This window comes from Streptomyces rubiginosohelvolus (genome assembly GCF_014649875.1).
Taxonomy (GTDB): Bacteria; Actinomycetota; Actinomycetes; order Streptomycetales; family Streptomycetaceae; genus Streptomyces; species Streptomyces rubiginosohelvolus.
This window is the reverse complement of the sequence record NZ_BMTW01000010.1, coordinates 123754-148675: the sequence shown is the minus strand read 5'-3', so window position 1 is coordinate 148675 and position 24922 is coordinate 123754. Positions and strand designations below refer to the sequence as shown.

General features: G+C 71.7%; 29 protein-coding genes. 10 read left to right on the top strand and 19 right to left on the bottom strand.

Features of this window, described 5'->3' with window-relative positions:
* The first annotated feature begins 54 nt into the window (after positions 1-54).
* From IE134_RS22485 to IE134_RS22475, 3 genes are all read left to right on the top strand, one after another.
* Positions 55-864, top strand: a complete 810-nt coding sequence (locus IE134_RS22485) for an NAD-dependent epimerase/dehydratase family protein (protein ID WP_189431510.1) — start codon at positions 55-57, stop codon at positions 862-864.
* Positions 865-982: 118 nt separating this feature from the next.
* Complete coding sequence (locus IE134_RS22480; protein WP_010070345.1) at positions 983-1204, top strand: hypothetical protein; 222 nt, start codon at positions 983-985, stop codon at positions 1202-1204.
* 107 nt (positions 1205-1311) lie between these two features.
* The gene (locus IE134_RS22475) at positions 1312-2535 is read left to right on the top strand and encodes a TerD family protein (protein WP_030713374.1); all 1224 of its coding nucleotides are present in this window, start codon (positions 1312-1314) and stop codon (positions 2533-2535) included.
* A gap of 63 nt (positions 2536-2598) precedes the next feature.
* Here IE134_RS22475 and IE134_RS22470 read toward each other — a convergent pair whose 3' ends face one another.
* The 3 genes from IE134_RS22470 to IE134_RS22460 form a co-directional block, all read right to left on the bottom strand.
* Positions 2599-2829, bottom strand: coding sequence for a hypothetical protein (locus IE134_RS22470; protein WP_003969918.1), 231 nt, complete (start codon positions 2827-2829; stop codon positions 2599-2601).
* A 179-nt stretch (positions 2830-3008) separates the two neighbouring features.
* The gene (locus tag IE134_RS22465; RefSeq protein WP_189431508.1) at positions 3009-4466 is read right to left on the bottom strand and encodes a hypothetical protein; all 1458 of its coding nucleotides are present in this window, start codon (positions 4464-4466) and stop codon (positions 3009-3011) included.
* Positions 4467-4584: 118 nt separating this feature from the next.
* Entirely contained in the window at positions 4585-5298 is a 714-nt protein-coding gene (locus tag IE134_RS22460; RefSeq protein WP_030713368.1) for an antibiotic biosynthesis monooxygenase, read from the bottom strand.
* Between the two features lie 135 nt (positions 5299-5433).
* Between IE134_RS22460 and IE134_RS22455 the strand changes: the two genes are divergently transcribed.
* Complete coding sequence (locus IE134_RS22455) at positions 5434-6036, top strand: metallophosphoesterase (RefSeq protein WP_229823694.1); 603 nt, start codon at positions 5434-5436, stop codon at positions 6034-6036.
* On the opposite strand, the gene IE134_RS22450 is transcribed toward IE134_RS22455, so the two are convergent.
* Positions 6026-6679 (bottom strand): DUF4232 domain-containing protein, encoded by a 654-nt coding sequence (locus IE134_RS22450; RefSeq protein ID WP_098895765.1) that lies wholly within the window; start codon positions 6677-6679, stop codon positions 6026-6028. The two genes, IE134_RS22455 and IE134_RS22450, sit on opposite strands and share 11 nt — an antisense overlap.
* 149 nt (positions 6680-6828) lie before the next feature.
* Here IE134_RS22450 and dapA point away from each other — a divergent pair, with 149 nt between their 5' ends.
* A complete protein-coding gene (gene dapA, locus IE134_RS22445) occupies positions 6829-7710 on the top strand; it encodes a 4-hydroxy-tetrahydrodipicolinate synthase (RefSeq protein ID WP_030713362.1) in 882 nt (293 codons plus the stop codon).
* 45 nt (positions 7711-7755) lie between these two features.
* Here the strand turns inward: dapA and dapD are convergent, their stop codons facing one another.
* Positions 7756-8754 (bottom strand): 2,3,4,5-tetrahydropyridine-2,6-dicarboxylate N-succinyltransferase, encoded by a 999-nt coding sequence (gene dapD / locus IE134_RS22440; protein WP_010061322.1) that lies wholly within the window; start codon positions 8752-8754, stop codon positions 7756-7758.
* Positions 8755-8764: 10 nt separating this feature from the next.
* Positions 8765-10009: an MFS transporter gene (locus tag IE134_RS22435; protein WP_098895763.1), complete on the bottom strand. Its 1245-nt coding sequence runs from the start codon at positions 10007-10009 to the stop codon at positions 8765-8767.
* Between the two features lie 143 nt (positions 10010-10152).
* Between IE134_RS22435 and IE134_RS22430 the strand changes: the two genes are divergently transcribed.
* Positions 10153-11031, top strand: a complete 879-nt coding sequence (locus IE134_RS22430; RefSeq protein WP_098020478.1) for a winged helix-turn-helix transcriptional regulator — start codon at positions 10153-10155, stop codon at positions 11029-11031.
* A 45-nt stretch (positions 11032-11076) separates the two neighbouring features.
* Here the strand turns inward: IE134_RS22430 and IE134_RS22425 are convergent, their stop codons facing one another.
* Together IE134_RS22425 and IE134_RS22420 are read right to left on the bottom strand one after the other, a co-directional pair.
* Positions 11077-11649 (bottom strand): TetR/AcrR family transcriptional regulator, encoded by a 573-nt coding sequence (locus IE134_RS22425; protein ID WP_098020477.1) that lies wholly within the window; start codon positions 11647-11649, stop codon positions 11077-11079.
* Positions 11649-11975 carry a DMT family transporter gene (locus IE134_RS22420; RefSeq protein WP_030713355.1) on the bottom strand — a complete coding sequence of 109 codons (327 nt, stop codon included), beginning with the start codon at positions 11973-11975 and terminating at the stop codon, positions 11649-11651. The genes IE134_RS22425 and IE134_RS22420 overlap by 1 nt, the downstream gene beginning before the upstream one ends.
* A 288-nt stretch (positions 11976-12263) precedes the next feature.
* Here IE134_RS22420 and IE134_RS22415 point away from each other — a divergent pair, with 288 nt between their 5' ends.
* Positions 12264-13253, top strand: coding sequence for a DUF7847 domain-containing protein (locus IE134_RS22415; RefSeq protein ID WP_030713353.1), 990 nt, complete (start codon positions 12264-12266; stop codon positions 13251-13253).
* Between the two features lie 21 nt (positions 13254-13274).
* Here IE134_RS22415 and IE134_RS22410 read toward each other — a convergent pair whose 3' ends face one another.
* The 9 genes from IE134_RS22410 to IE134_RS22370 form a co-directional block, all read right to left on the bottom strand.
* Positions 13275-13640, bottom strand: a complete 366-nt coding sequence (locus IE134_RS22410) for a VOC family protein (protein WP_030713351.1) — start codon at positions 13638-13640, stop codon at positions 13275-13277.
* Between the two features lie 53 nt (positions 13641-13693).
* Positions 13694-14032, bottom strand: a complete 339-nt coding sequence (locus IE134_RS22405; RefSeq protein WP_003969897.1) for a metal-sulfur cluster assembly factor — start codon at positions 14030-14032, stop codon at positions 13694-13696.
* Entirely contained in the window at positions 14029-14484 is a 456-nt protein-coding gene (sufU, locus tag IE134_RS22400) for a Fe-S cluster assembly sulfur transfer protein SufU (protein WP_010061311.1), read from the bottom strand. Before sufU ends, IE134_RS22405 begins: the two co-directional genes overlap by 4 nt.
* 10 nt (positions 14485-14494) lie before the next feature.
* A complete protein-coding gene (locus IE134_RS22395) occupies positions 14495-15763 on the bottom strand; it encodes a cysteine desulfurase (protein ID WP_030713349.1) in 1269 nt (422 codons plus the stop codon).
* The gene (sufC, locus tag IE134_RS22390) at positions 15760-16524 is read right to left on the bottom strand and encodes a Fe-S cluster assembly ATPase SufC (protein WP_006123660.1); all 765 of its coding nucleotides are present in this window, start codon (positions 16522-16524) and stop codon (positions 15760-15762) included. The genes IE134_RS22395 and sufC overlap by 4 nt, the downstream gene beginning before the upstream one ends.
* 7 nt (positions 16525-16531) lie before the next feature.
* The gene (locus IE134_RS22385; protein ID WP_003969893.1) at positions 16532-16849 is read right to left on the bottom strand and encodes a bifunctional 3-phenylpropionate/cinnamic acid dioxygenase ferredoxin subunit; all 318 of its coding nucleotides are present in this window, start codon (positions 16847-16849) and stop codon (positions 16532-16534) included.
* A complete protein-coding gene (gene sufD, locus IE134_RS22380) occupies positions 16849-18030 on the bottom strand; it encodes a Fe-S cluster assembly protein SufD (protein ID WP_029182346.1) in 1182 nt (393 codons plus the stop codon). The genes IE134_RS22385 and sufD overlap by 1 nt, the downstream gene beginning before the upstream one ends.
* A 101-nt stretch (positions 18031-18131) precedes the next feature.
* The gene (sufB, locus tag IE134_RS22375; RefSeq protein ID WP_018488135.1) at positions 18132-19553 is read right to left on the bottom strand and encodes a Fe-S cluster assembly protein SufB; all 1422 of its coding nucleotides are present in this window, start codon (positions 19551-19553) and stop codon (positions 18132-18134) included.
* On the bottom strand, positions 19550-20293 hold the full coding sequence (locus tag IE134_RS22370; protein ID WP_030713337.1) for a helix-turn-helix transcriptional regulator: 744 nt from the start codon (positions 20291-20293) through the stop codon (positions 19550-19552). The genes sufB and IE134_RS22370 overlap by 4 nt, the downstream gene beginning before the upstream one ends.
* A 136-nt stretch (positions 20294-20429) precedes the next feature.
* Between IE134_RS22370 and IE134_RS22365 the strand changes: the two genes are divergently transcribed.
* The 3 genes from IE134_RS22365 to IE134_RS22355 all read left to right on the top strand — a co-directional run bounded on the left by IE134_RS22365 (position 20430) and on the right by IE134_RS22355 (position 23182).
* A complete protein-coding gene (locus tag IE134_RS22365) occupies positions 20430-21356 on the top strand; it encodes an ABC transporter ATP-binding protein (protein ID WP_030713335.1) in 927 nt (308 codons plus the stop codon).
* The gene (locus IE134_RS22360) at positions 21353-22120 is read left to right on the top strand and encodes an ABC transporter permease (RefSeq protein ID WP_030713331.1); all 768 of its coding nucleotides are present in this window, start codon (positions 21353-21355) and stop codon (positions 22118-22120) included. The genes IE134_RS22365 and IE134_RS22360 overlap by 4 nt, the downstream gene beginning before the upstream one ends.
* A 75-nt stretch (positions 22121-22195) precedes the next feature.
* On the top strand, positions 22196-23182 hold the full coding sequence (locus IE134_RS22355) for a COX15/CtaA family protein (protein ID WP_030713328.1): 987 nt from the start codon (positions 22196-22198) through the stop codon (positions 23180-23182).
* A gap of 73 nt (positions 23183-23255) precedes the next feature.
* Here the strand turns inward: IE134_RS22355 and IE134_RS22350 are convergent, their stop codons facing one another.
* Both IE134_RS22350 and IE134_RS22345 read right to left on the bottom strand, forming a co-directional pair.
* Positions 23256-24377, bottom strand: coding sequence for an amidohydrolase family protein (locus IE134_RS22350; protein ID WP_189431506.1), 1122 nt, complete (start codon positions 24375-24377; stop codon positions 23256-23258).
* A gap of 80 nt (positions 24378-24457) precedes the next feature.
* Positions 24458-24835: a hypothetical protein gene (locus IE134_RS22345; RefSeq protein ID WP_030713322.1), complete on the bottom strand. Its 378-nt coding sequence runs from the start codon at positions 24833-24835 to the stop codon at positions 24458-24460.
* Between the last annotated feature and the right edge of the window lie 87 nt (positions 24836-24922).

Sequence of the window (24922 nt, the reverse complement as noted above, 5' to 3'; positions counted from 1 at the left end):
AATGCCGGACAGCATGTCGCACAGCACGTGAGTGCCGCACCGAGGAGACCCCGTATGACCGCTCCCCGCACCGTCCTGCTCACCGGCGCCGCAGGCGGCCTCGGCACCCTGATGCGGGGGCTGCTGCCCGCGTACGGATACGACCTGCGGCTGTTCGACCTGGTACCGGTGGAGGGCGAGCCCGAGGCGATCACCGCCGACCTGAACGACCGGGAGGCGCTGCGCGAGGCCGTGCGCGGCGTGGACGCGGTGATCCATCTGGCGGGCATCTCGCTGGAGTCCACGTTCGACAAGATCCTCCGCGCCAACATCCAGGGCACGCACCACCTCTACGAGGCGGCCCGCGAGGAGGGCGTCCGGCGCATCGTGTCCGCCTCCTCCAACCACGTCATCGGCCACACCCCGCGCCCGGCCGCCGGCGATCCGCTGATCCCGCTGGACACACCGCGCCGCCCGGACACCTTCTACGGGCTCTCGAAGTGCTTCGGCGAGGACCTGGCCCAGCTCTACTGGGACCAGCACGGCGTGGAGACGGTCTCGGTGCGGATCGGGTCCTGCTTCCCGGAGCCCACCTCGGTGCGGATGCTGTCGGTCTGGATGAGCCCCGCCGACGGCGCCCGGCTGTTCCACGCGGCCCTCACCGCCGAGGACGTCGGCCACACCGTCGTCTACGGCTCCTCCGCCAACACGCGCCTGTGGTGGGACCTGGCCCCGGCGCGGGCGCTGGGCTACCGGCCGCTGGACGACTCCGAGCCGTACGCGGCGAAGCTCGTGGCCGACCAGGGCGAGCTGGACCCGGACGACCCGGCGCACGCCTGCGTGGGCGGCCACTTCGTGACGGACCCGCCGATCTGGCCGCACTGAGCCGCCCGGGAGCGGCGGCGGGGACGGCGGGCGCAAGGCCGGGAACGGCGGCGGGCGCAAGGCCGGGACGGCGGAAATCCGGGCGACGCGGGCACGCCCGGGCGGGCAGGATACGGCCATGCCGAGACCTTCCGGATTCCAGTACGAACAGCAGGGCGACCAGAGCGTCACCATCACCCACCACGGCAGGCCCGCGGGCACGCTGCGGGGCGGCCGGGCGGAGAAGTTCCTGGCCGAGGTGGTCTCGGGCGATGCACAGCTGGTGATGGCGCGCTGGACGGGCGCGTACAAGCACGGCAACGAGCGCACGGCCCGCAACCATCCGCGCAACCGCCGCTGAGCCGCTTCCGGGCCGCCGGTGAACCGTTGTCCGACGGCCGAAAAGCATCTGGCTGACGGGGGCGAAGGTAAGGGAACGGCAAAGCCGGGTCGTTCGTTACCCCGTGCATGACCGCAATGACCCCCGGCTCGAACATTCCCCTCTCCGCCGCCCGCGTGGCGGTGGACGTCGCCGCTCCGGTGCGGCTCGACGTCTCGGGCCTGCTGCTCACCGCCGACGGCAAGGTGCGCTCCGACGACGACTTCATCTTCTACAACCAGCCCTCGGGCCCCGGCGTGACCTACCGCGCCGGCGGGGGCTCGGCGCCCGACGCGATCGTGGTGGACACCACCGCCGTGCCGCCGGGCATCGAGAAGATCGTCGTCACCGCGAGCCCGGACGCCGCGGGCCAGACCTTCCAGGGCATCGAGCCCACCGCCACCGTGCGCAACGCGGACGACGGCAGCCCGATCGCCACCTTCACCCCGCCGCAGCTGGGTGCCGAGACGGCGCTCGTGGTCATCGAGATCTACCTGCGCAACGGCGCCTGGAAGGCCCGCGCGGTCGGCCAGGGGTACGCGAACGGGCTGGCCGGGATCGCCACGGACTTCGGCGTCTCGGTCGAGGAGCCCGCGGCCCCGGTCGCCCCTCCGGTTCCGGCGGCCCCCGCCCCGGTCGCCCCGCAGCCCCCCGCTCCGGTCGCCGCCCCCGTCGACCCGAGGATCGCGCCGCCCGCCCCGCCCGCTCCCCCGGCGGCGCCCGCCCCGGGCTCCGGCAAGATCAACCTGGACAAGGGCCGGGTCAACCTCCAGAAGAACCAGACCGTGTCCCTCGTCAAGGGCGGCGCACCGCTGCTCTCGCGGGTCAGGATGGGCCTGGGCTGGGAGCCCGCGTTCCGCGGCAAGGACATCGACCTGGACGCGTCGGTGATCGCCTACGGCCCCAACCGCAACCACCTGGACAGCTGCTACTTCGGCAAGCTGACCATCCTGAACGGGGCGATCAAGCACTCCGGCGACAACCTCACCGGTGAGGGCGCGGGCGACGACGAGACGATCATCGTGGACCTGGGCCGGATCCCGGCCGATGCGACGGGCCTGGTCTTCACGGTGAACTCGTTCACCGGCCAGAAGTTCAACGAGGTCGCCAAGGCCTACTGCCGGCTGATCGACGACGCCTCCGGCGAGGAGCTGGTCCGCTTCGACCTCACCGGCGCCGAGCCGCAGACCGGCGTGATGATGGCCAAGCTCATCAAGCAGTTCACCGGCGAGTGGGAGATGACCGCGATGGGCGAGTTCGTGAAGTCACGCACCGTGCGCGGCATGGTGAAGCCCGCCGCCCAGGCGCTCTAGACGTGTCCGGGGCACCTGAACCGCTGCGGTTCGGGTGCCCCGGATCCGGAGAAGGTGAGGGCCTCAGAGCTTGGTCAGCTTGGAGTAGGGGCTCAGGATCCTTCCCTGACGCCCCGAGAAGTCGATGAGGACCGCGTCGTTGTCGCCCTCGACAGCAAGAATCCTGCCGAGTCCGAACTGGTCGTGCGACACCCTGTCGCCCACATCGAAGCATTCGACCGGTGGGGCCTCCTGGGCCGGGCGGTTGAAGGGACTGGACGGCAGGTGACGCCGGGAACCGGCTGACTGTTTCATCAAGTCGAGTATGCGCCCTGTAAGTGCGTGACGCCATGCCCGTCTGCCGCTCGACCCCCAGACGTACCGCATTCGTGACCCGCGCCGACCGGGGCCGGTCAGCGCTTTCCCCGGCTTCCAGCGGCAGATTCACGCGGAACGGGGCACCGGAAAAGCACCCCGAACGTGTGGTGATTCCCTCAGCCGCCCGCGCGCGACCGAGCCTTGAACGCCGCCTTGCGGGCGTCCTTGGCGGCCTTCTTGTCGCTGTGCAGGCGGCCCATGGCCTCCAGCACATCGGAGGTGGCCGGGTGGTCGACGCGCCAGACCTCGTCGAAGAAGCCGCTGTGCTGGGCGGAGAGGCCCTCGATCAGGCCCTGGAGCTCGTCCAGCTCGCCGTCCGCGTCCAGGTGGGCGGCGATGGTGTCGATGGCCAGCCAGAAGATCATGTCCTCCGGCGGGGCGGGCACGTCGGCGGCGCCGTGCTCCGCGAGCCAGACGCGGGCGAGGCCGCCCAGCTCCTGGTCGCCGAGCACCGCGCGCACGGCGGGCTCCGCCTCGGGGCCGGCCAGGGCGAGTGCCTGCTGGCAGTGGAGGCGGCGCAGCGGTCCACCCTCGTCCGCGCCGCGCGCGGCGGCCAGCAGCTCGGCCGCCGCCGACACCGCGCCGTCGGCGTACCCGGCGAGCCAGAGCTTGACCTCGGCGCGGGCGGCGGACTCGGGGTAGTGGGCGATGCCGTCGAGGAGGGCGTCGGCGCCCTTGTCCGCGAGGTCGCCGACGGCGGGGGCGTCCACCCCGGCCTCCAGCATCCGGGCCCGGACGCCGTACAGGCCGAGGGGGGTGAGCTTGACCATGCCGTACCGGGTGACGTCGTCCTCGTCGCCTGCGACGGTGTCGACCGGCGCCTCGCCCTCCTCGACCATCAGCGCCTCGTCGACCGGCCGGTACTCGACGATCCCGATGGGTTCGAGGAGCCGGAACTGGTCGTCGAGGCGCATCATCGCCTCCGACACCTGCTCCAGGATGTCGTCCGTGGGCTCGCCCATGTCGTCGGGGACGATCATCGACGCGGCGAGGGCGGGCAGCGGGACCGGTCCTTCGCCAGCGCCGTTGTCCGCGAGGGTGAGCAGGTAGAGGTTGCCGAGGACGCCGTCGAGGAATTCCGCCTCGGCCTCCGGGTCCCAGTCCAGGGCGTCGAAGTCGATCGAACCGTCCTCGCCGACGAGGTCCGCGAAGTCGTCCAGGACGGGCGCGGTGGCGTCGGCGTGCACGGCGTCCAGGCCGTCGAGCCAGATGGACAGGACGTCCTGCGGGGAGCCGCCGGTGAGCAGGCCCAGGTTCTCGCCCGCGGAGGCGGTCCCCTCGGCGTCCTCCTCTTCGGGGTCGGTGACGTCGAGGAGGCCGGTGTCCACGGCGAGCCGCCAGGCCTCGCTGGCGTACGCGGCACCGTCCTCGTCGGCCGGGAGCCCGAGGTGCTCGGCGGCCGCGGGCAGTTGTGCCTCGACGAGTTCGCCGCCGGCGCCGACCCGGGTGTCGGGGCCGGCCCACCGGGCGAGCCTGACGGCCCGGACGAACAGCGGAGCGGCGAGCGCGTCCCGTGCAAGTTCGGCCTCGGAGTTGAGCCGCACCGGCGGCAGGGAGGGGCGCTCTGCGGACATCGGGGGTTCTCCTCGGTGCGTGCTCGGGAGCGTACGGAGTGCGTACGCGGTTCAGCCGCCCAAGCCTAGACGCATTTCACCGCATGCCGCCCACGGCTTCGGCGGCCTGCCCTCCCCCTCAGGCGCCCCCGCCCGGTTCCATGCTGAGCGCGGGCGTGTAGCGGTGCACGCCGCCGCCGGTCATGCCCGGGTACTTCTGGACGCGTTCCCAGAGCGGGGACGGGGATCCGACGCCCTCGCCGGGTGCGGCGAGAGCCGCGATGTGGTGCTCGGCACTCTCCCACTCGGCGTAGTTGAGGACCCGGGTGCCGTCGGTGCCGACGTGGAAGTGTGCGGCGATGCCGCCGGCGGGCAGGCTCTCCTCCTGTCCGAGCGCCTCGAACACGCTGTCCACCCAGTCGCGTTGGCGCGCCGCGTCGGGCCCGTCGAACTCGACGTCGACGATGACGACGCAGCCGGTCTCCCGGGTGTCGCCCTCGGCCCGCAGCCCGGAGCGGTACAGCTCGTACGTGTGCAGCCCGAGGCGTTCGATGCCGGGGACGGCCGCGTCGATCTCGGCGTTGCGGGTGTCACGCCCCTCCCGTACGAAGTCCTGGTAGGCCTGTTCGCCGGTCCACTGGGAGTAGTGCAGCAGGGTCGCGCCGTCCTCCCCGGCGTGGACGCTGTAGGAGAGCAGCCCGGGATGCGGCCATTCCCGGCTCCCCCAGACCTTCCGGATCGCGGCGACGGCCTCCTGCTGCCGCTGCGGTGTCCCGACGTTCCAGGTGCTGGCCTTGGCGATCCCGGCATCGGTGCGGGCCGGGTCGGGGCGGTCGGTGACGTGCGTGGTCATGACGGTGTTCCCCTCTCCCGCGCACCGTTCGGTGCGCATGACCACCACGTTCACACCTCAAGTTCGGTTGAGGTCAAGGCCGTTCCGCGGCATGCGGCCGGACTCCGTTCACGGTTACGGGCCGCCCTCGGCCGGGTGCTCGTCCTGAACCCGTTCCCGCTGCCCCTGCATCTGGTGACGGGGAATCACGACGCACCCGAGGCGCTCGTGGGCGGGTTCGGCGGGACGCGCTTCCTGGGCGGAGGGAGGCTGACGTCGTACGTGGTCGAGCACCCGGCGTTCACGGTCGTGGTCCTGGACTCGTGGGTCCCCGGTTCGCCGGGCGGGCGTCTGGGTTCCGGGCAGGTGGCCTGGCTGGGACGCGCCCTCGCCGAGCGCCCCGGCGTACCGGCGTTCGTCTGCCTGCACCATCCGCCGGTTCCGGTCGGCATCCCGTTCCTGGACGCGATGGGTCTGGCGGACGGCCCCGCGCTCGCCGAGGTCGTGGCCGCGCATCCCCGGGTCGTCCGGGTGCTGGCGGGCCATGTGCACCGCCCGGTGACGGCGCCCTTCGCGGGCAGCACGGTGGCCGTCGCGCCGAGCACGTACCGGCAGAGCGGACTGGTGCTGCGGGAGGGCGTGCCCGGCTATCCGGACGAGCCCCCGGGTTTCCTTCTCCATGTACGGCCCGGGGCGCCGGCGGGCGCGGCCTGGGTCACCCACACCGTCCCCACGTCCGCCCCTGGTGTCAGCCGCTGAGTTCGGTGCGCCAGGCCGTCGTGTTGAGTTCGTCCATCAGCCGGATGTCGTGCCCCTCCAGTGGGAAGACCCGCACCGGGAGGCCGGGGGCGGCCGAGATCGCCAGGGCGTCGCCCTCGATGAGGTCGCCTCCCTCGGGCGTGGAGACCCAGGCGAGGATCGACTTCACGGTGAGGCCGGGGTCGAGCAGGAGCTTCTTCGGGCCGGGGTCGTTGCCGAAGTACGAGCCGTCCTCGTTGACCCTGACGGGGAGCGGGTTGCCGTCCTCGCCGAGGGCCTGGACCCAGGGGTAGCCGTCGACGGCGTAGGGCTTGCGGCCGCAGTTGGTGAGGGTGAGCACGACGGCCCGGTGCATCATTCCGGTCTCCACCGGTCCCATGTCCACCACGACCCCGGAGGCGGGGCACGTCCCGGGCGGGGCGGCGGTCGGGCCGGTCTGCGCGGGGGCTCCGTAGGCGGGCGCGTCGGCCCCTGGCGTGGGGGGCAGCGTCTCGGCGCGGGGTGCGGAGGCGGACGGGGTGGGGTCCGGCCGTTCGCCCTCGCCGGCCGGGACCAGGAAGCCGGAGCAGCCCGTCAGTGCCGTCAGCGTGGCCGACAGCAGGGCCACCCGGACCCGTCTCCGTACCCGTACGCGCTCGTTCATGTCGCCCACCCCTCGCCGCGGCCGGTCGTCCGCGCGTTCGATCTTGTCAGAGGAACGGCAGCGGTCACCGCACTCTTCAGCAGCTCTTGCCGTTCACCACAAGGAGATCTAAGTGGACCTTCATGGTTCCGGGCGTCGAGACTTCCCCCATGACCGCCACCGCACCGCGCCCCTTCGGCCGCACGCTCTGCGCCATGATCACGCCCTTCACCGCCGCCGGGGCCCTGGACCCGGACGCCGCCCGCGCGCACGCCGCGCGCCTGGTGGCCGAGGGCTGCGACGGGATCGTCCTCAGCGGCACCACCGGCGAGTCCCCCACCACGACGGACGCCGAGAAGTCCGCCCTGCTGCGGGCCGTCCGGGCCGAGGTCGGCGACGGGGTCCCGCTGCTCTCCGGCGTCGGGGGCCCGGACACCGCGGCCACCCTGCGCCTGGCCCGGCAGGCCGAGGAGGCGGGCGCGGACGGGCTGCTGGTGGTGAGCCCGTACTACAGCCGCCCTCCGCAGGCCGCCGTCGAGGCGTACTTCCTGCGGGTGGCCGAGTCCACCGGTCTGCCGCTGATGGTCTACGACATCCCCGGCCGCACCGGCGTCCGGATCGAGCCGGCGACCCTGCTGCGACTGGCGGAGCACCCCCGGGTGGTGGCGGTGAAGGACTGCTCCTCCGACCTGCTCGGCGCGACGAAGGTGCTGGCCCGCACCTCGCTGGCGTACTACTCGGGCAGCGAGGAGCTGAATCTGCCGCTGTACGCGGTGGGCGGCGCGGGCTATGTCAGTACGGTCGCGAACGTGGCCCCGCGCCAGGTGCGGGCACCGCTGGACGCGTTCGACGCGGGCCGCACCGACGAGGCGGCCCGGCTCAACGGACTCACGGCCCGGCTCGTCGAGCTGATGATGGCGAGCGGGCTGCCCGGAACCGTCACGGCCAAGGCCCTGCTGGACGCGGGCCCGGTCCGGGAACCGCTGCAGCCCGCCGGGCGCGAGACGGCCGACGGGCTGCGGAAGGCGTACGAGGAACTCCTCGCGGCCTAGAGGACCGTCCGGCGGATCAAGGCCGGACGCCCCTTGGCGAACAGGTCAGTTGTGGGCGTGCAGGACCTCGTTCAGGCCGCCCCAGACCGCGTTGTTCGGACGGGCCTCGACGGTGCCGGTGACCGAGTTGCGGCGGAAGAGGATGTTCGAGGCGCCGGACAGCTCGCGGGCCTTGACGACCTGGCCGTCCGGCAGCGTGACGCGCGTACCGGCGGTGACGTACAGACCGGCCTCGACGACGCACTCGTCGCCCAGCGCGATGCCGACGCCCGCCTCCGCGCCGACCAGGCAGCGCTCACCGATGATGATGCGCTCCTTGCCGCCACCGGAGAGGGTGCCCATGGTGGAGGCGCCGCCGCCGATGTCGGAGCCGTCGCCGACGACGACGCCCGCGGAGATCCGGCCCTCGACCATGGAGGTGCCGAGGGTGCCCGCGTTGAAGTTGACGAAGCCCTCGTGCATGACGGTGGTCCCGGCGGCGAGGTGCGCGCCGAGCCGGACGCGGTCGGCGTCGGCGATGCGGACGCCCTGGGGGGCGACGTAGTCCGTCATGCGCGGGAACTTGTCGACCGAGGTGACCTGGAGGTGCAGGCCCTCGGCGCGGGCGTTGAGCCGCACGCGCTCCAGGTCGTCGACGGCGACCGGGCCGAGCGAGGTCCAGGCGACGTTGGCGAGCAGGCCGAAGAGGCCGTCGAGGTTCTGGCCGTGCGGCTGGACGAGCCGGTGCGAGAGCAGGTGCAGACGCAGGTAGGCGTCGTGCGCGTCGAGCGGCTTGTCGTCGAGCGAGGAGATGACCGTGGACACGGCGACGATCTCGACGCCGCGCCGGGCGTCCACGCCGATCGCCTTGGCGGCGCCCTCGCCGAGCCGGTTGACGGCCTCGTCCGGGGTGAGCCGCTGCGTACCGGCCGGGCCGGGGTCGGAGGTCAGCTCGGGGGCGGGGAACCAGGTGTCGAGGACGGTGCCGTCACCGGCGACGGTGGCGAGGCCGGCGGCGACGGCGCCGGTGGTGCGGGCAGAACCCTGGGAAGTCGTGTCGGTCATGAACAGCAACCTAACCGGCCGGGGCCCGCTCGGGCGAACCGGTCTCAGCGTGCGGCCCCTTTCCCGCCGCCGGTGCCCGCTCGCCCGGCCCGGGCAGCCGCCGCGCCGCCAGCACCGCTCCCCCGGCGGCCACCGCGAGCAGGGCGGACACCGGCCAGAGCAGAGAGGGGGCCGCCGCGTACAGGGCGGCCCCGAGCGGCGGGGCGAGCACCTGCCCGCTGATCGACGCACCGGCGTACAGGCTCTGGAAGCGGCCCTGGGCGTGGCCCGGCGCCTGGTCGGCGACGTAGGCGGTGGCGGGGGTCTTGTAGAGGATCTCGCCGAGGGTGAGGGAGAGCATCATCGTGACGGCGAAGAGCGCGCCCGCGCCGGGGATCAGTACGGCGTAGCCGAGCCCGACGAGCAGGAGTCCGGCGCCGACGAGGCCGAGCGGGGTGCGGCGGCGCAGGGCGTGGGCGGCGGGCAGTTCGAGGCAGAGGATGACGCCGCCGTTGACGGCGAGCAGCCAGCCGTAGAGCTGGGTGGTGTGCCCGTGGTCGGCGAGGAAGACCGGCAGAGTGGAGTACTGCTGCCGGTAGACGGTGTCGACGACCACGATCGCGGCGAGGAGCACCAGGACGGCGGGTCTGGCCCGCAGTTCGCGCCAGAGGCCCGGCGCGTCCGGGTCGTGGGAGCGCACCGCGTGGGCGCCGCCGCGGGCGGGCAGGATCCGGGCGGCGTAGAGCGCGAAGAGCAGGGTGCCGAGGCCGTCGGCGACGAAGAGCCAGTCGTACGAGAAGCGGGTGGCGACCAGTGCGCCGAGCGGCGGGCCGATGGCGAAGCCGCCGTTGGAGGCGAACCGGAAGAGGGCGAAGCTCTGGCGGCGGCTTCCGCCCCCGGGTACGGAGACCGCGACGAGGGCGGCGTTGGCGGCGCGGACGACGCCCGCCGCGTACTGGGCGACCGGGAGCACCGCGTACAGGGCGGCGACCGGCAGGAGGGGCAGGACGACGAGCGCCGCGCCGCTCACGCAGGCGCCGGTCAGCAGGGCGCGGCGGTGGCCGAACCGGTCGCCGAACCAGCCGCCGGTGAAGTTCCCCGCGACCAGGCCGATACCGCCGACGCCGCTGATCACTCCGGCCTGGGTGACGGTCAGACCGCGCGGCCCGACGAGGTACACGAAGAGATAGACGAAGGTGAAGCTGACGACGGCGTTGAGGAACGCCCCGAGCGCCAGCAGCCGTACCGTCCGCGGCACTCCGCGCACCATGCCCATACCCCGCCCCCTCCGTACGGCTCCCACATGCCCGAGCGAGTTCCTTATGGGAACGGACTATGGCAGCATGATTCCATCGGGGTCAACCGAAAGGCCCCGGCGGGGTGGGCGGGGCCGACAGCGGCCACAACCGGAGGACGACCATGCCCCAGCGCACCAGCCTGGCCGACGCCGACTGCTCGATCGCCCAGGCGCTCGACGTCGTGGGCGACTGGTGGACGCTGCTGATCGTGCGGGACACCGCGCGCGGAGTGCACCGGTTCGACGCGCTCCAGCAGGAGCTGGGCGTCTCGCGCAAGGTGCTGACCGAGCGGCTGCGGCTGCTGGTCGACGCCGGCGTGCTGGCGCGGGAGCCGTACCAGGACCGCCCGGTCCGGTACGAGTACCGCCTCACCCCGCGCGGCCGGGCCCTGCTGCCCGTGCTGATCGCGCTCCAGGACTGGGGTGACACCTGGGTGCTGGGAAAAGGGGAGACGATGGCGACGACGACGGAGGCCTCGCAGGAGGCGTCCCGGGTACGGGCGCTCAAGGGGACGCGACTGCCGGAGCTGCTGCTGCCGGGGAACGACGGCCGGCTCCGCGACCCGGTCGCCGACACCCCGTACACCGTCCTGTACTGCTTCCCGAGCGCCTACGCCACCCGCGACGCCTATCCGCCGGGCTGGGCGGGAATCCCGGGGGCGAGCGGCTGCACCCTCGAATCGTGCACGTACCGCGACCAGTTGGCCGAATTCACGGCGGCGGGCGCGACGGTGCACGGGGTGTCCGTGCAGCGCCCGGACGAGCAGCGCGCGTTCGCGGAGAAGGAGGGGCTGCGCTTCCCGCTGCTCTCGGACGCGGACCTGGCCCTGACGGCGGCGCTGCGGCTGCCGACGTTCCGGGCGGCGGGCGTGAGCAGACTCAAGCGGCTGACGCTGGTGGTGGACCGGGAGCGGACGGTCCACGAGGTGCTGTACCCGATCACGGACATCGGGGCGAGCGTGCGGGAGGCGCTGGAGGCGGTGCGCCGAGGGACGGACTGACGGGGGCGGGCCGACGAGGGCGGGCCGACGGGGGCCGCGACGCGGTCAGGCGTCGCCGCCCGCGACGATCCGCTCCAGCATCACGCGGGTGTACGACGCGTCGAACGCGCCCCCGGTCAGCAGGACCTGGAGGCAGACGCCGTCCATCAGCGCGACGAGGGCCCGCGCGGTCTCCGGATCGGTGCGCCGGGACAGCAGCGCGACGGCCTCCTCGGTCCACTCGGCGGCGACGGGGCGAAGCGCGGGGCGGCGCAGGGCCGCGAGGTACAGCTCGTACTCCAGCTCGATCGCTCCGCGTTCACCCGCGAACCACCGGTCGAGCAGCCGGGTCAGCTCCCCCGCGAGGTCCGCCTCCGCCGCACCCCGCTCGCCGCACCCCTCCTCGGCGAAGAGGCCGCTGGCGCGCAGCGCCTGGACGAAGTTCTCGTTGCAGCGGCGCAGGGCGGCGACGAGGAGTTCGTCGAGCGAGGCGAAGTGGTACGTGGTCGAGCCGAGCGGCACGTCGGCCTCGGCGGCCACGGTGCGATGGCTGAGCCCGGCTATACCGTCGTTCGCGATCACCGTCAGCGCCGCGTCGATGATCCGCGTCCGCCGCTCGGGGTCGTACCGGCGGGCCATCAGTGGGCCCCTCCCAGGTTCAGGACGACGACCCCGACGACGATCAGGGCGATGCCCGCGATCTTGACCAGGCTGCTGGACTCCCCGAGGAACAGGATCCCGATGAGGGCGACGGCCGCGGTGCCGACGCCGGCCCAGATGGCGTACGCGGTGCCCACGGAGAGGGTCTTGAGGGTCTGGGCGAGCAGGGTGAAGGCGATCAGGTAGCCCACCACGGTGCCGATCGAGGGCCAGAGCCGGGTGAAGCCCTCGCTGTACTTCATGGCCGTCGTCCCGGCCACCTCCGCCGCGATGGCGCCGGCGAGCAGTCCGTATGCGTATCCCATGTGTACGACTGTACCCAACGTTGCGTACGGCCGTACATATCATCGGTCCGCGTCGGGGGCGCTACGGTGTGCCGACAAAACGAACGGCCCGGCCGACCGGGCCGACGACTCGACGGAGACGCAGTGGCGCAGGATGCAGGGTGGGGCGGTGGCCCGTACGGGGGCGCACCTCACGGTGGGGGGCCCTTCCACGGGGGCGCGCAGGGACCGGGCGGCGGCTGGCACGGCGGATGGGCCGCACCGCCGAAGCCGGGGGTGATACCCCTGGCGCCGCTGAGGATCTCGGACATGCTCAGCGGCGCCTTCACGACGCTCGGACGGTACTGGAAGCCGCTGATCGGTATGGCGCTGACGCTGTTCGGCGCGGCGACGCTCGTGATGATCGTCGCGCTGGTGGTGGCCGCCTCCGCCGTCGCGAGCCAGTGGGACGAGCTGACGTCCGACGCCCCGGGGTCACCGACCTCGGCACAACTGGTCCCACTGGGCGTGGCGTTCGGCGTGCTGATGGTCATCGGCCTGATCAGCTACCTGCTGGCGTCGGCCGTGGTGCAGGCGGCGGTCCCCGTCGTCCTCCAGGAGGCCGTCCTCGGCCGGCCGATCCGCTTCGGGGAGGTCTGGAAGCGGGCCTGGGCGCGGGTCTGGTCGGTCATCGGCACGGTGTTCCTGACCGGGCTGATCATGCTCGTACCGATGACGCTCTTCCTGGCCGGTTTCGCCGGACTGATGATCTACACGATCTCGCTGGGCGACGAGGACGGCGTCATGCCGCTGGTCGCCGTCGGACTCATCGGCGCGCTGCTCATCGGCCCGTTCGCGATCTGGCTCTGGGTGCGGTTCTCCCTGGCCCCGACGGTGGTGGTCTTCGAGGGGCAGAGCCCGGTCGCGGCCCTGCGCCGCTCGGCCCAGCTGGTGCGCGGCACGTGGTGGCGGGTCTTCGGCGTCGGGCTGCTCGCCTACGTGCTCGCGTCCATGATCGGCTACACGATCCAGATGCCGTTCCAGATGCTCGGGCTGCTCCCCGGCCTGTTCCAACCCGAGGAGATGGGCTCCGACCCGAGCGGCGGGGAGCTCATCGCCGTGTTCGGCGGTCTGATGCTGCTGTCGTTCATCAGCCAGCTGATCGCCCAGCTGTTCACGGCGATCTTCCCGCCGCTGGTGACCGGCCTGCTCTACGTCGACCTCCGGATGCGTACGGAGAACCTGGGCCCGGTCCTGGCCGAGGCGGCGGGATCGACACTGCCCGAGCAGTACGGCCCGCCGCCGCCCGCCCACGTCTGACGCGGCGCCCGGGGGCCGGGCTCAGTCCAGCAGGGTCCGCTTGGGGCGCAGCACACAGAACTCGTTGCCCTCGGGGTCGGCCATCACCACGAAGGTGACGTCCGGCCCCTGCCCGACGTCCACCCGCCGGGCGCCGAGCGCGAGAATCCGCTGGACCTCGGCGTCCTGGTCGTCCGGGGACAGATCGATGTGCAGCCGGTTCTTGCCGGTCTTCCCCTCCGGCACGGGGACGAAGCACATCCCCGGCAGCGCGGCCGGGTGCGCACCGATGATCATCTCCTCCTCGTGCTCGAAGAGCACCTGCCAGTCCAGCACCGCACTCCAGAAGCGGGCCATGCGCGGCAGGTCGTGGGAGTCGACGGTGATCTGGTACAGGGAAACGGCCATGCCCGCCAGTGTGACTGGCGGGCATGGCCGTTCATCGCTCTTGCGAGAGCGTGTCAGACGTTGAACCCCAGCGCCCGGAGCTGCTCGCGTCCGTCGTCGGTGATCTTGTCCGGGCCCCACGGCGGCATCCAGACCCAGTTGATCCGGAGCTCGTTGACGATGCCGTCCGTGGCGGACTTCGCCTGGTCCTCGATGACGTCGGTCAGCGGGCAGGCCGCGGACGTCAGGGTCATGTCGAGGGTGGCGATGTTGGCGTCGTCGACGTGGATGCCGTAGATCAGGCCCAGGTTGACGACGTCGATGCCCAGCTCGGGGTCGACGACGTCGTACAGCGCCTCGCGGACCTCCTCCTCGGAGGCCGGCTTCATGGTCGCGGTCTCGTTGTCGCTCATGCGGTCTTCCCTTCGGACAGCGCCTTGGCCGTCGCGTCCTTCCACGCCATCCAGCTCAGCAGCGCGCACTTGACCCGGGCGGGGTACTTGGAGACGCCGGCGAACGCGACGGCGTCCTCCAGCACCTCCTCCATCGCGTCGTCCGGCTCCAGCTGGCCCTTGGACTGCATCAGCTCCAGGAAGGCGTCCTGGATCTTCTGCGCCTGGGACAGCTCCTTGCCGACGAGCAGCTCGTTCAGCACGGAGGCGGAGGCCTGGCTGATGGAGCAGCCCTGGCCCTCGTAGCTCACGTCGGCGATGGTCTCGCCGTCGTACTTCACGCGCAGCGTGATCTCGTCGCCGCACGTCGGATTGACGTGGTGCACCTCGGCGTCGCCGTCCCGCAGGCCACGCCCGTGGGGGTGCTTGTAGTGGTCCAGGATCACTTCCTGGTACATGGAATCAAGCTTCACCAGTCAGCCCTCAGCCGAAGAAGTTCCGTACGTGCTCCAGGCCGTCCACCAGGGCGTCGACCTCGGCGGGCGTGGAGTACAGATAGAACGACGCTCGCGTCGTCGCGGGAATTCCGTACCGCAGGCAGACCGGGCGGGCGCAGTGGTGGCCGACCCGGACGGCGATGCCCTGCTCGTCGAGGACCTGGCCCACGTCGTGCGGGTGGATGTCGCCGAGCGTGAAGGAGATCGCCGCGCCGCGGTCCTCGGCCGTCGTCGGACCGATGATCCGCAGGTCGGGGACCTCCAGCAGACGCTTCAGCGCGTACTCGGTGATCGCCTTCTCGTGGCTGTGGATCCGCTCCATGCCGATCGAGGTGAGGTAGTCCACGGCCGCGCCGAGGCCGACGGCCTGGGCGATCGGGGGCGTACCGGCCTCGAACTTGTGCGGAGCGGGGGCGTACGTCGACGAGTGCATCGACACGGTCTCGATCATCTCGCCGCCGCCGAGGAACGGAGGCAGGTCCTCCAGGAGCTCCTGCCGTCCCCACAGCACGCCGATGCCGGTCGGGCCGACCATCTTGTGGCCGGTGAAGGCCACGAAGTCCGCCTGGAGCGCCTGCACGTCGAGCACCATGTGCGGGGCCGCCTGCGAGGCGTCGATGCAGACCAGCGCGCCGACCTGCTGGGCGCGGCGGATGATCTGCTCGACCGGGTTGACCGTGCCCAGGATGTTGGAGACCAGCGTGAAGGAGACGATCTTCGTCTTCTCGGTGATGATCTCGTCGATGTTCGACAGGTCGAGCCGGCCGTCGTCGGTGATGCCGAACCACTTCAGCTTCGCGCCGGTGCGCTGCGCGAGCAGCTGCCACGGCACGATGTTGGAGTGGTGCTCCATCTCCGTGGTGACGATCTCCGTGTCGCGGTCCACCCGATAGGGCTCGTCCGCCCAGCCGAGCATGTTCGCCACGAGGTTCAGCGACTCGGAGGCGTTCTTCGTGAAGATCACCTCGTCGCGGCTGGGTGCGTTGATGAAGGCGGCGACCTTGTCGCGGGCGCCCTCGTACAGCGCGGTGGCCTCCTCGGCGATCGTGTAGACGCCGCGGTGCACGTTCGCGTTGTGGCGCTCGTAGTACGTGTTGAGCGCGTCGAGGACCTGGCGCGGCTTCTGCGAGGTCGCCGCGGAGTCCAGGTACACGACCTTCTTGCCGTCGTGGACCGTGCGGTCCAGGAGCGGGAAGTCCTTGCGGATCGCCTCGGTGTCGAGGAGGCCGGAGAGCCCCTGTCGGGCGTCAGTCACGCGGAAGCGCCACCCTTCGTGTAGGCCTCGTAGCCCTCGTTCTCCAGCTGGTCGGCCAGCTCGGCACCGCCGGAGGCCGCGATCCGGCCGTTGGCGAAGACGTGCACGAAGTCGGGCTGGATGTACTTCAGGATGCGGGTGTAGTGGGTGATCAGCAGGGTGCCGACCTCGCCGGTCGCGCGGACCCGGTTGACGCCCTCGGAGACGGTCTTGAGCGCGTCGACGTCCAAGCCGGAGTCGGTCTCGTCCAGAACGGCGATCTTCGGCTTGAGGAGCTCCAGCTGAAGGATCTCGTGGCGCTTCTTCTCACCGCCGGAGAAGCCCTCGTTGACGTTGCGCTCGGCGAAGGCCGGGTCCATCTGGAGCTCGGCCATCGTCTCCTTGACCTCCTTGACCCACGTCCGCAGCTTGGGGGCCTCGCCGCGGATGGCGGTGGCGGAGGTGCGCAGGAAGTTGGAGACCGAGACACCGGGGATCTCGACCGGGTACTGCATGGCGAGGAACAGGCCGGCGCGGGCCCGCTCGTCGACGGACATCTCCAGGACGTCCTCGCCGTCCAGGGTGACCGAGCCGCCGGTGATCGTGTACTTGGGGTGACCGGCCAGCGAGTACGCGAGGGTGGACTTGCCGGACCCGTTGGGGCCCATGATGGCGTGGGTCTCGCCCTGCTTCACGGTCAGGTCGACGCCCTTGAGGATCTCCTTCGTGGCGTTGTCGGCCTCGACGGTGACGTGCAGGTCGCGGATTTCAAGCGTTGCCATGGGTGACTCAGGACTCCTGGGTGACGGAGACGAGCACATCGTCCCCTTCGATCTTTACGGGGTATACGGGGACGGGGCGCGTCGCGGGAAGACCGGACGGCTTGCCGGTGCGGAGGTCGAACGACGATCCGTGCAGCCAGCACTCGATCGCGCAGTCCTCCACCTCGCCCTCCGAGAGGGAGACGTTCGCGTGCGAGCAGATGTCGTTGATCGCGAACACCTCGCCCTCGGTGCGGACGACGGAGACGGGTGTGCCGTCGAGCTCCACCCGCTTGGGGGTGTCGTCCTCCAGCTCACTCAGCGCACAGGCTTTGACGAAGGACATCAGACGGACGCCTTCAGCTCGGCCTCGATCTTCTCGATGAGCCGCTCCTCGACGTCCGGCAGGCCGATCTGCTGGACCAGCTCGGCGAAGAAGCCGCGCACGACCAGGCGGCGGGCCTCCTCGGCGGGGATGCCGCGGGACTGGAGGTAGAAGAGCTGCTCGTCGTCGAAGCGGCCGGTCGCCGAGGCGTGGCCGGCGCCGACGATCTCGCCGGTCTCGATCTCCAGGTTGGGCACGGAGTCGACCCGGGCGCCGTCGGTGAGGACGAGGTTCCGGTTCATCTCGTAGGTGTCGGTGCCCTCGGCCGCGGCCTGGATGAGGACGTCGCCGATCCAGACGGCGTGCGCGCCGTCGCCCTGGAGGGCGCCCTTGTACACCGCGTTGGACTTGCAGTGCGGGGTGTTGTGGTCGACCAGGAGGCGGTGCTCCTGGTGCTGGCCCTTGTCGGTGAAGTACAGACCGAAGAGCTCCGCCTCGCCGCCGGTGGCCGCGTAGGCGACCCGGGGGTGCAGGCGCACGACGTCGCCGCCGAAGGTGACGACGATCGACTTGAAGGAGGCGTCCCGGCCGACCAGCGCGTTGTGCTGGCCGACGTGGACGGCCGTGTCGTCCCAGTCCTGGACGGAGACGACGGTCAGCTTGGCGCCGTCACCGAGGACGTAGTCGACGTTGGCGGCGAGCACCGCGTCACCGGTGTGGTCGATGACGACGACGGCCTCGGCGAAGGCGCCCAGCTCGATGAGCTGGTGGCCGAAGGCGGTGCCGCCCTCGCCGTGCACGGCGATCCGGATCGGCTCGGTGAGCACGGCTTCCTTGGCGACCGTGACGACCGAGGCCTGCTCGAAGGAGCTGTACGCCTGGGCGGCGACCCGGTCCACCGGGGTGCCGGCCTTGCCGAGCCGGGAGTCGTCCCGGCCGACGGTCTCGACGGTGACACCCTCGGGGGCCTCGATGGCGACCTTCACGCCACTGCCGGTGGCGACGGCGGTGCCGTCGTGCAGTCCGCGCAGGCGCTCCAGCGGCGTGAAGCGCCACTCCTCCTCGCGGCCGTGCGGGACGGGGAAGTCCGCGACGTCGAAGGACGGGGGTGCGCTCATGCGGGTGGCGACGGTCGACTCGGCGGCGACCGCGATGGAGCCGGCGGTGGTGGAGCCCACCGGAGTGTTCTGAGCCTCAGCCATGGCTGTTGTAGTGCTCGCTTTCTCAGTCAAGAAGGGGGGTGGTTCGGTGGGGGGCCGGGGCGGCCGCGTGCGACCGCCCCGTATCGTCCTCGGGTCGAGGACTAGCCGACCGAACCCTCCATCTGCAGCTCGATCAGCCGGTTGAGCTCCAGGGCGTACTCCATGGGCAGCTCCTTGGCGATCGGCTCGACGAAGCCGCGCACGATCATCGCCATGGCCTCGAACTCGGTGAGTCCGCGGCTCATGAGGTAGAAGAGCTGGTCCTCGGAGACCTTGGAGACGGTCGCCTCGTGGCCCATCGACACGTCGTCCTCGCGGACGTCGACGTAGGGGTAGGTGTCCGAGCGGGAGATCGTGTCGACGAGCAGAGCGTCGCAGAGGACGTTGGACTTCGCGCCCGGCGCGCCCTCGCCGATCTCGATCAGTCCGCGGTAGGACGTACGGCCGCCGCCTCGCGCCACCGACTTGGAGACGATGTTGGAGGAGGTGTTCGGGGCCATGTGGACCATCTTGGCGCCGGCGTCCTGGTGCTGGCCCTCGCCCGCGAAGGCGATGGACAGGGTCTCGCCCTTGGCGTGCTCGCCCATCAGGTAGACGGCCGGGTACTTCATGGTGACCTTGGAGCCGATGTTGCCGTCGACCCACTCCATGGTCGCGCCCTCGTAGGCCACGGCCCGCTTGGTGACCAGGTTGTAGACGTTGTTCGACCAGTTCTGGATGGTCGTGTAGCGGCAGCGGCCGCCCTTCTTCACGATGATCTCGACCACGGCGCTGTGCAGCGAGTCCGAGGAGTAGATCGGGGCGGTGCAGCCCTCGACGTAGTGGACGTAGGCGTCCTCGTCGACGATGATCAGCGTCCGCTCGAACTGGCCCATGTTCTCCGTGTTGATACGGAAGTAGGCCTGGAGCGGGATGTCCACGTGGACGCCCTTGGGCACGTAGATGAACGAGCCGCCGGACCACACGGCCGTGTTCAGCGAGGCGAACTTGTTGTCGCCGACCGGGATGACGGTGCCGAAGTACTCCTTGAAGAGCTCCGGGTGCTCCTTCAGCGCGGTGTCGGTGTCCAGGAAGATGACGCCCTGCTCCTCCAGGTCCTCGCGGATCTGGTGGTAGACGACCTCGGACTCGTACTGCGCGGCGACACCGGCGACGAGGCGCTGCTTCTCCGCCTCGGGGATGCCGAGCTTGTCGTACGTGTTCTTGATGTCCTCGGGCAGGTCCTCCCAGGAGGCGGCCTGCTTCTCCGTGGAGCGCACGAAGTACTTGATGTTGTCGAAGTCGATGCCCGACAGGTCCGAGCCCCAGCTGGGCATGGGCTTCTTGCCGAAGAGCTTGAGGCCCTTGAGCCGCAGCTTCAGCATCCACTCGGGCTCGTTCTTCTTCTCCGAGATGTCGCGGACGACAGCCTCGGAGAGACCGCGCTTCGCCGCCGCGCCTGCCGCGTCGGAGTCGGCCCAGCCGAATTCGTACGTACCCAGACCCTCGAGCTCAGGGTGGGCAGTCTCCGTGGGGAGCGTCATGCGGGGTTCCTCCCGGCCGTGCTTGCAGATGCTGAATGGGTGGTCTGTGGGGGTGCTGCGTGGCCACTTCGCGGCACGTAGGTCGTGCACACGCCGTCGCCGTGGGCGAGGGTGGCCAGCCGCTGCACATGGGTCCCGAGGAGGCTGGAGAAGAATTCCGTCTCCGCCTCGCACAGCTGTGGGAACTGCTCGGCGACATGCGCCACCGGGCAGTGGTGCTGACACAGCTGTTCGCCCTGCTGCGGGCCCGGCGCGCTTCGCGCCGTAGCAGCGTACCCGTCGGCGGACAGGGCCTTGGCCAGGGCCTCGGTGCGCCCTTCGGGCTCCGCGGCCTCGACCGCCGCGCGGTACGCCTCGCCCGTCGCGGCCATCCGGGCGCGGGCGAAGGCGATGACCGCCTCGTCCCCGCCGGACTCGGCGATGAAGCGCAGGGCGTCGGCGGCCAGCTTGTCGTAGGACTGGTCGAAGGCGTCCCGGCCGCAGTCGGTCAGGGCGAACACCTTGGCGGGCCTGCCGCGGGTCCGTGCCCCGTACACCCGCTGTTCACGGGCTTCGACGACATCGTCGGAGACGAGGGCGTCCAGGTGGCGGCGGACGGCGGCCTGGGTGAGGCCGAGTCGCTTGGCGAGGTCCGCGACGGTGGAGGGACCGTGGTCCAGGATGGAGCGCGCGACCCGGTTGCGCGTCGAGCGCTCACCGGTCGCGAGTTCCTCCTGAGGAGCCCGTCCGTCGTATTTCACAACACCATTGTTGCGTAATTCATTCGACCCTGACAACCACGGTCCGAAACGATCTACGGTGTGGTTCGTCACTTAGGGTTACCTAATCTGGCCCCGCGGGAAGGCCCCCGCCGACCGCTGCCTAGACTGGTGCGCCATGGAGAACGAGCCCGTCGTACAGGTCACCGGCCTGGTGAAGCGGTACGGCGCGAAGACCGCGGTGAACGGCCTCGATCTGGCCGTCGCGGCCGGCGCGGTGACCGCCGTCCTCGGCCCGAACGGCGCCGGGAAGACCACCACCATCGAGACCTGCGAGGGCTACCGCCGCCCCGACGCGGGCACCGTACGGGTCCTCGGCCTCGACCCGGTCGCCGACGCGGAGCGGCTGCGTCCGCGGGTGGGGGTGATGCTCCAGTCCGGCGGCGTGTACTCCGGCGCGCGCGCCGACGAGATGCTCCGCCACATGGCAAGGCTGCACGCCCATCCTCTCGACGTGGACGCCCTGATCGAGCGCCTCGGCCTCGGCGACTGCGGCCGCACCACCTACCGGCGGCTCTCCGGCGGCCAGCAGCAGCGGCTCTCGCTGGCCCTGGCGGTCGTCGGCCGGCCCGAGCTGGTCTTCCTGGACGAGCCGACCGCCGGCCTCGACCCGCAGGCCCGCCGGTCCACCTGGGACCTGGTGCGCGAGCTGCGCGCCGACGGGGTGTCCGTGGTGCTGACCACCCACTTCATGGACGAGGCCGAAACGCTCGCCGACGACGTCGCGATCATCGACGCGGGCCGGGTCATCGCCCAGGGCAGCCCGGAGCAGCTCTGCCGGGGCGGCGCGGAGAACACCCTGCGCTTCACCGGCCGCCCCGGGCTCGACCTCGGCTCCCTCCTCAAGGCGCTGCCCGACGGCTGCGGGGCCGCCGAGCCGCTGCCGGGGACGTACCGGATCACCGGGAGCGTCGACCCGCAGCTGCTGGCCACCGTGACCTCCTGGTGCGCCCAGCACGGCGTGATGCCCGACGGCATCTCGGTCGAGCGGCACACCCTGGAGGACGTCTTCCTCGAACTGACCGGCAAGGAGCTGCGCGCATGAGCGCCGGTACGTACGCCCCGCGCCCCGGCGCCGCCCCGCTCCCCCGGATGATCGCCGCGCAGACCGCGCTGGAGACCCGGATGCTGCTGCGCAACGGCGAGCAGCTGCTGCTGACGGTGATCATCCCGACGCTGCTGCTGGTGCTGTTCAGTGCGGTGGACATCGTGGACACCGGCGCGGGCGCGTCGGTCGACTTCCTCGCCCCGGGCATCCTGGCGCTCGCCGTGATGTCCACCGCCTTCACCGGCCAGGCCATCGCCACCGGCTTCGAACGCCGTTACGGGGTCCTCAAGCGGCTCGGGGCCTCCCCGCTGCCCCGCTGGGCGCTGATGACCGCGAAGACGCTGTCGGTGCTGGTCATCGAGGTGCTCCAGATCCTGCTGCTGACGGCGATCGCCTTCGCGCTCGGCTGGTCACCCGAGGGCAACCCGCTCTCGGTGCTGCTGCTCCTCGTCCTCGGGACCGCCGCGTTCTCCGGGCTCGGGCTGCTGATGGCGGGGACGCTGAAGGCGGAGGCGACGCTCGCCGCCGCCAATCTGGTCTTCCTGCTGCTGCTGGTCGGCGGCGGGGTCATCGTGCCGCTGGACAAGTTCCCGGACGCGGTGCAGTCGGTGCTGGGGCTGCTGCCCGTCTCGGCGCTCTCGGAGGGGCTGCGGGACGTCCTCCAGCACGGCGCGTCGATGCCGTGGACCCAGGCCGGGATCCTCGCGGTGTGGGCGGTGCTGGGGCTCGGCGCGGCGGCGAAGTTCTTCCGCTGGGAGTAGCGCGGCGGCAGGGATCTTCACGGCAAGCCGCCACGAACCACCCCTCGTGAAAACGCGCACAAGCCCCGTCCTACGATGGTCCGCGTGGAAACCCCCATCTCCCTCATCGCCAAGCGCTGGACGCCGTCCACCAAGGTGGTGAAGCGCGCCGCGCTCTCCGCCATTCTGATGAGCGTCTTCATCATCATCACCGGCGGGGCCGTCCGGCTCACCGGTTCGGGTCTCGGCTGCGACACCTGGCCCAAGTGCACCGACGACAGCCTGTTCGCGACGCCCGAGCAGGGGCTGCACGGCGCGATCGAGTTCGGCAACCGGATGCTGGCCTACGTGCTGTCGGCCGCGGTCGGCTGGGCGATCATCGCCGTCAGTTCGATGAAGCCGCGCCGCCGCAAGCTGACCCGGCTGGCCTGGTCGCAGTTCTGGATCGTGCTGGGCAACGCCATTCTCGGCGGGATCACGGTCTGGGCGGGACTCAACCCGTGGACGGTGGCCGGGCACTTCCTGCTGGCCAACGTGCTCCTGGCGATCGCCGTGATCACCTGGGTGCGGATCGACGAGGGCGACGGCCCGCCGCGGCCCCGGACCCCCCTGCCGGTGCGCCGACTGTCCTGGGCGATCCTCGCGACCACGGTCGTCCTGATCGTGCTGGGCACCTCGGTGACCGGTTCCGGCAAGCACGCCGGCGACAGCAGCGACGTACCGCGCATGCCGTGGGACTGGTCGGCCGCCGCCCATGTCCACGCCATCGCCGCCTGGGTGGTCTGCGCGCTGGCCATCGCGATGTGGCTGGCCCTGCGGGTGGTCGACGCGCCCGCCGACACCCGGGCCCGCGCCCGTGACCTGCTGCTCGTCCTGCTCGCCCAGGGAGCGATCGGTTACGTGCAGTACTTCAGCGACGTCCCCGAGATCCTGGTCGGCATCCACATGTTCGGCTCGGCCGTCCTGTTGATCGCCGTGGTCCGGCTCGTCCTGAGCATGCGCGAGCGCGGCGACGACACGCCCGCCCCGCTGCCCGGCCCCTCCGCCGAGCGGCCGGAGACGGCACCGGCGACGGCCGCCTGAATCAGACACACGTACGGCGGGTGAGGGGCGGCGGGCCGGGGGGCCTGCCGCCCCTTCCTCATGTCCCGGCCCCTCACCCCAGCCCGTACACCCGGCGCGCGTTGCCCGACCCGATCATCCTGGCGACCCTGGCCGCGTCCTGCGGGGTCCACGCGCCGTCCTCGACCCAGGCGCCCAGCACCCGCCCCAGCGCCTCGCGGAACTGCCGCGCGCCCACCAGGTGCAGTTCCGGCAGGGCCTGCGCCCCGCTGGAGAACAGCAGCTTGCCGAACGGCGCCAGCTCCATGACCTCCGCGAGCACGGCCGCCGCCCGCGCCCCCGTCCGCGCCGGTACGGCCCCGAGGTCCGCGTAGACGTGGGGATGCCGGCCTGCCAGCGCGGCGGTCTGCCGGTGGTACGGGTAGCCGTGCAGGAGGACGAGGTCGCAGCCGTGCCCCTCGGTGGCGGCGGCGAAGTCGGCGAGGCGGGCCGGGTCCGCGGTGCCCAGGCGCAGTTGCAGCGGCAGCCCGCAGGCCACCGCGGACCAGCGCAGATGGTCCAGCAGCTCCGGTTCGACGGGCGCCCCGCCGCCCTCCCGGCCCGCCGCGCCCCGGCGGGCGGCCCGGCGCTCCGCCTCCCGCCGGGCCAGCCAGCGCCCGGCCGCCGCCCGCACCCGGACCGGTCCCGGCGGCTCGGGGGCGGCGTACGGGGCGGCGCCGACGGAGGTGAAGGCGACGGCCGACGAGGCGGCGGTGTGCACGGCCTCGCCGAGGTTGACGAGGAAGGCGTCGACGGTGCCCGAGGTGTCGGCGACCTGCTCGGCGAGGACCTCCAGCCGGACGATCTCCCGGGCGTCGGACCCGGCCGCCGAGGCCATCTCGGCCGGTCCCGTGAGGTCGCCGGGGAGGCCGGTGTCGACGAGGTGGGCGGAGACCCCGGCGGCGCGCAGTAGGCGGCGGGAGGTCTCGGCGACGCCCAGTTCGCGCCGCCGGGCCAGATAGGAGGCGGGCGGGCAGTGCGCTTCGAGGCCGAGCAGGGGCGGGCACCAGCGGCGTACGGCGAAGCCGGTCTGGGTGTCGAAGAAGGTGGTGCCGGGGGCGGCCGGGGAGCGGGCGGCGCCGAGCCGGGCCTCGAAGGTGCCGAGGCCCAGCTCGGTGCGGAGCACTCCGTGGCAGTTCTGGTCGACCAGATCGGCCACGGGCACGGGGTCGGTCATCCGGGGCTCCCTGGGACGGCGTGTCTACGCACGGCCTAACGGGTGAGCCCCCGGACGGGACACCGTCCGAGGTGGAAGCCTCAGCGGTCGTTGGACGGGCCGCCGACCTGGATCCCCGCCATCCGGGACCACTCGTACGGGCCGGTGCGGACCTTGAGCGCGAACTCGCCGTCGAACTCGTCGTGCATCGTGATGCCGGACTTCGCGGCCGCGCTCTCGGCCACCGCGTAGGTCGGGGCCACGAGGTCGCCCCAGGCGCCGTCCTGGCCGACCAGGACGATACGGGCGCCGGCCTGGCCGATGTAGGCGAGCTGCCCCTCCGCGCCGCCGTGCTCCTTGGCGAAGGCGCCGATCTCGCGGGCGAGCTTCGCCGCCCTGCGCCCGTCGCGCGCCGCCTTCCTGGCGTCCGTCCGTGAGGTCTGCTCGGTGTCCGCTGCGTCTGCTGCCGTCTCTGCCATGAACAGGATGCTACCGACGGGTAGATGAACTGGCGACGGGCGGGTCGCGTGGCTTGTGCCACGCGACCCGCCCGTACACCGGAAGCG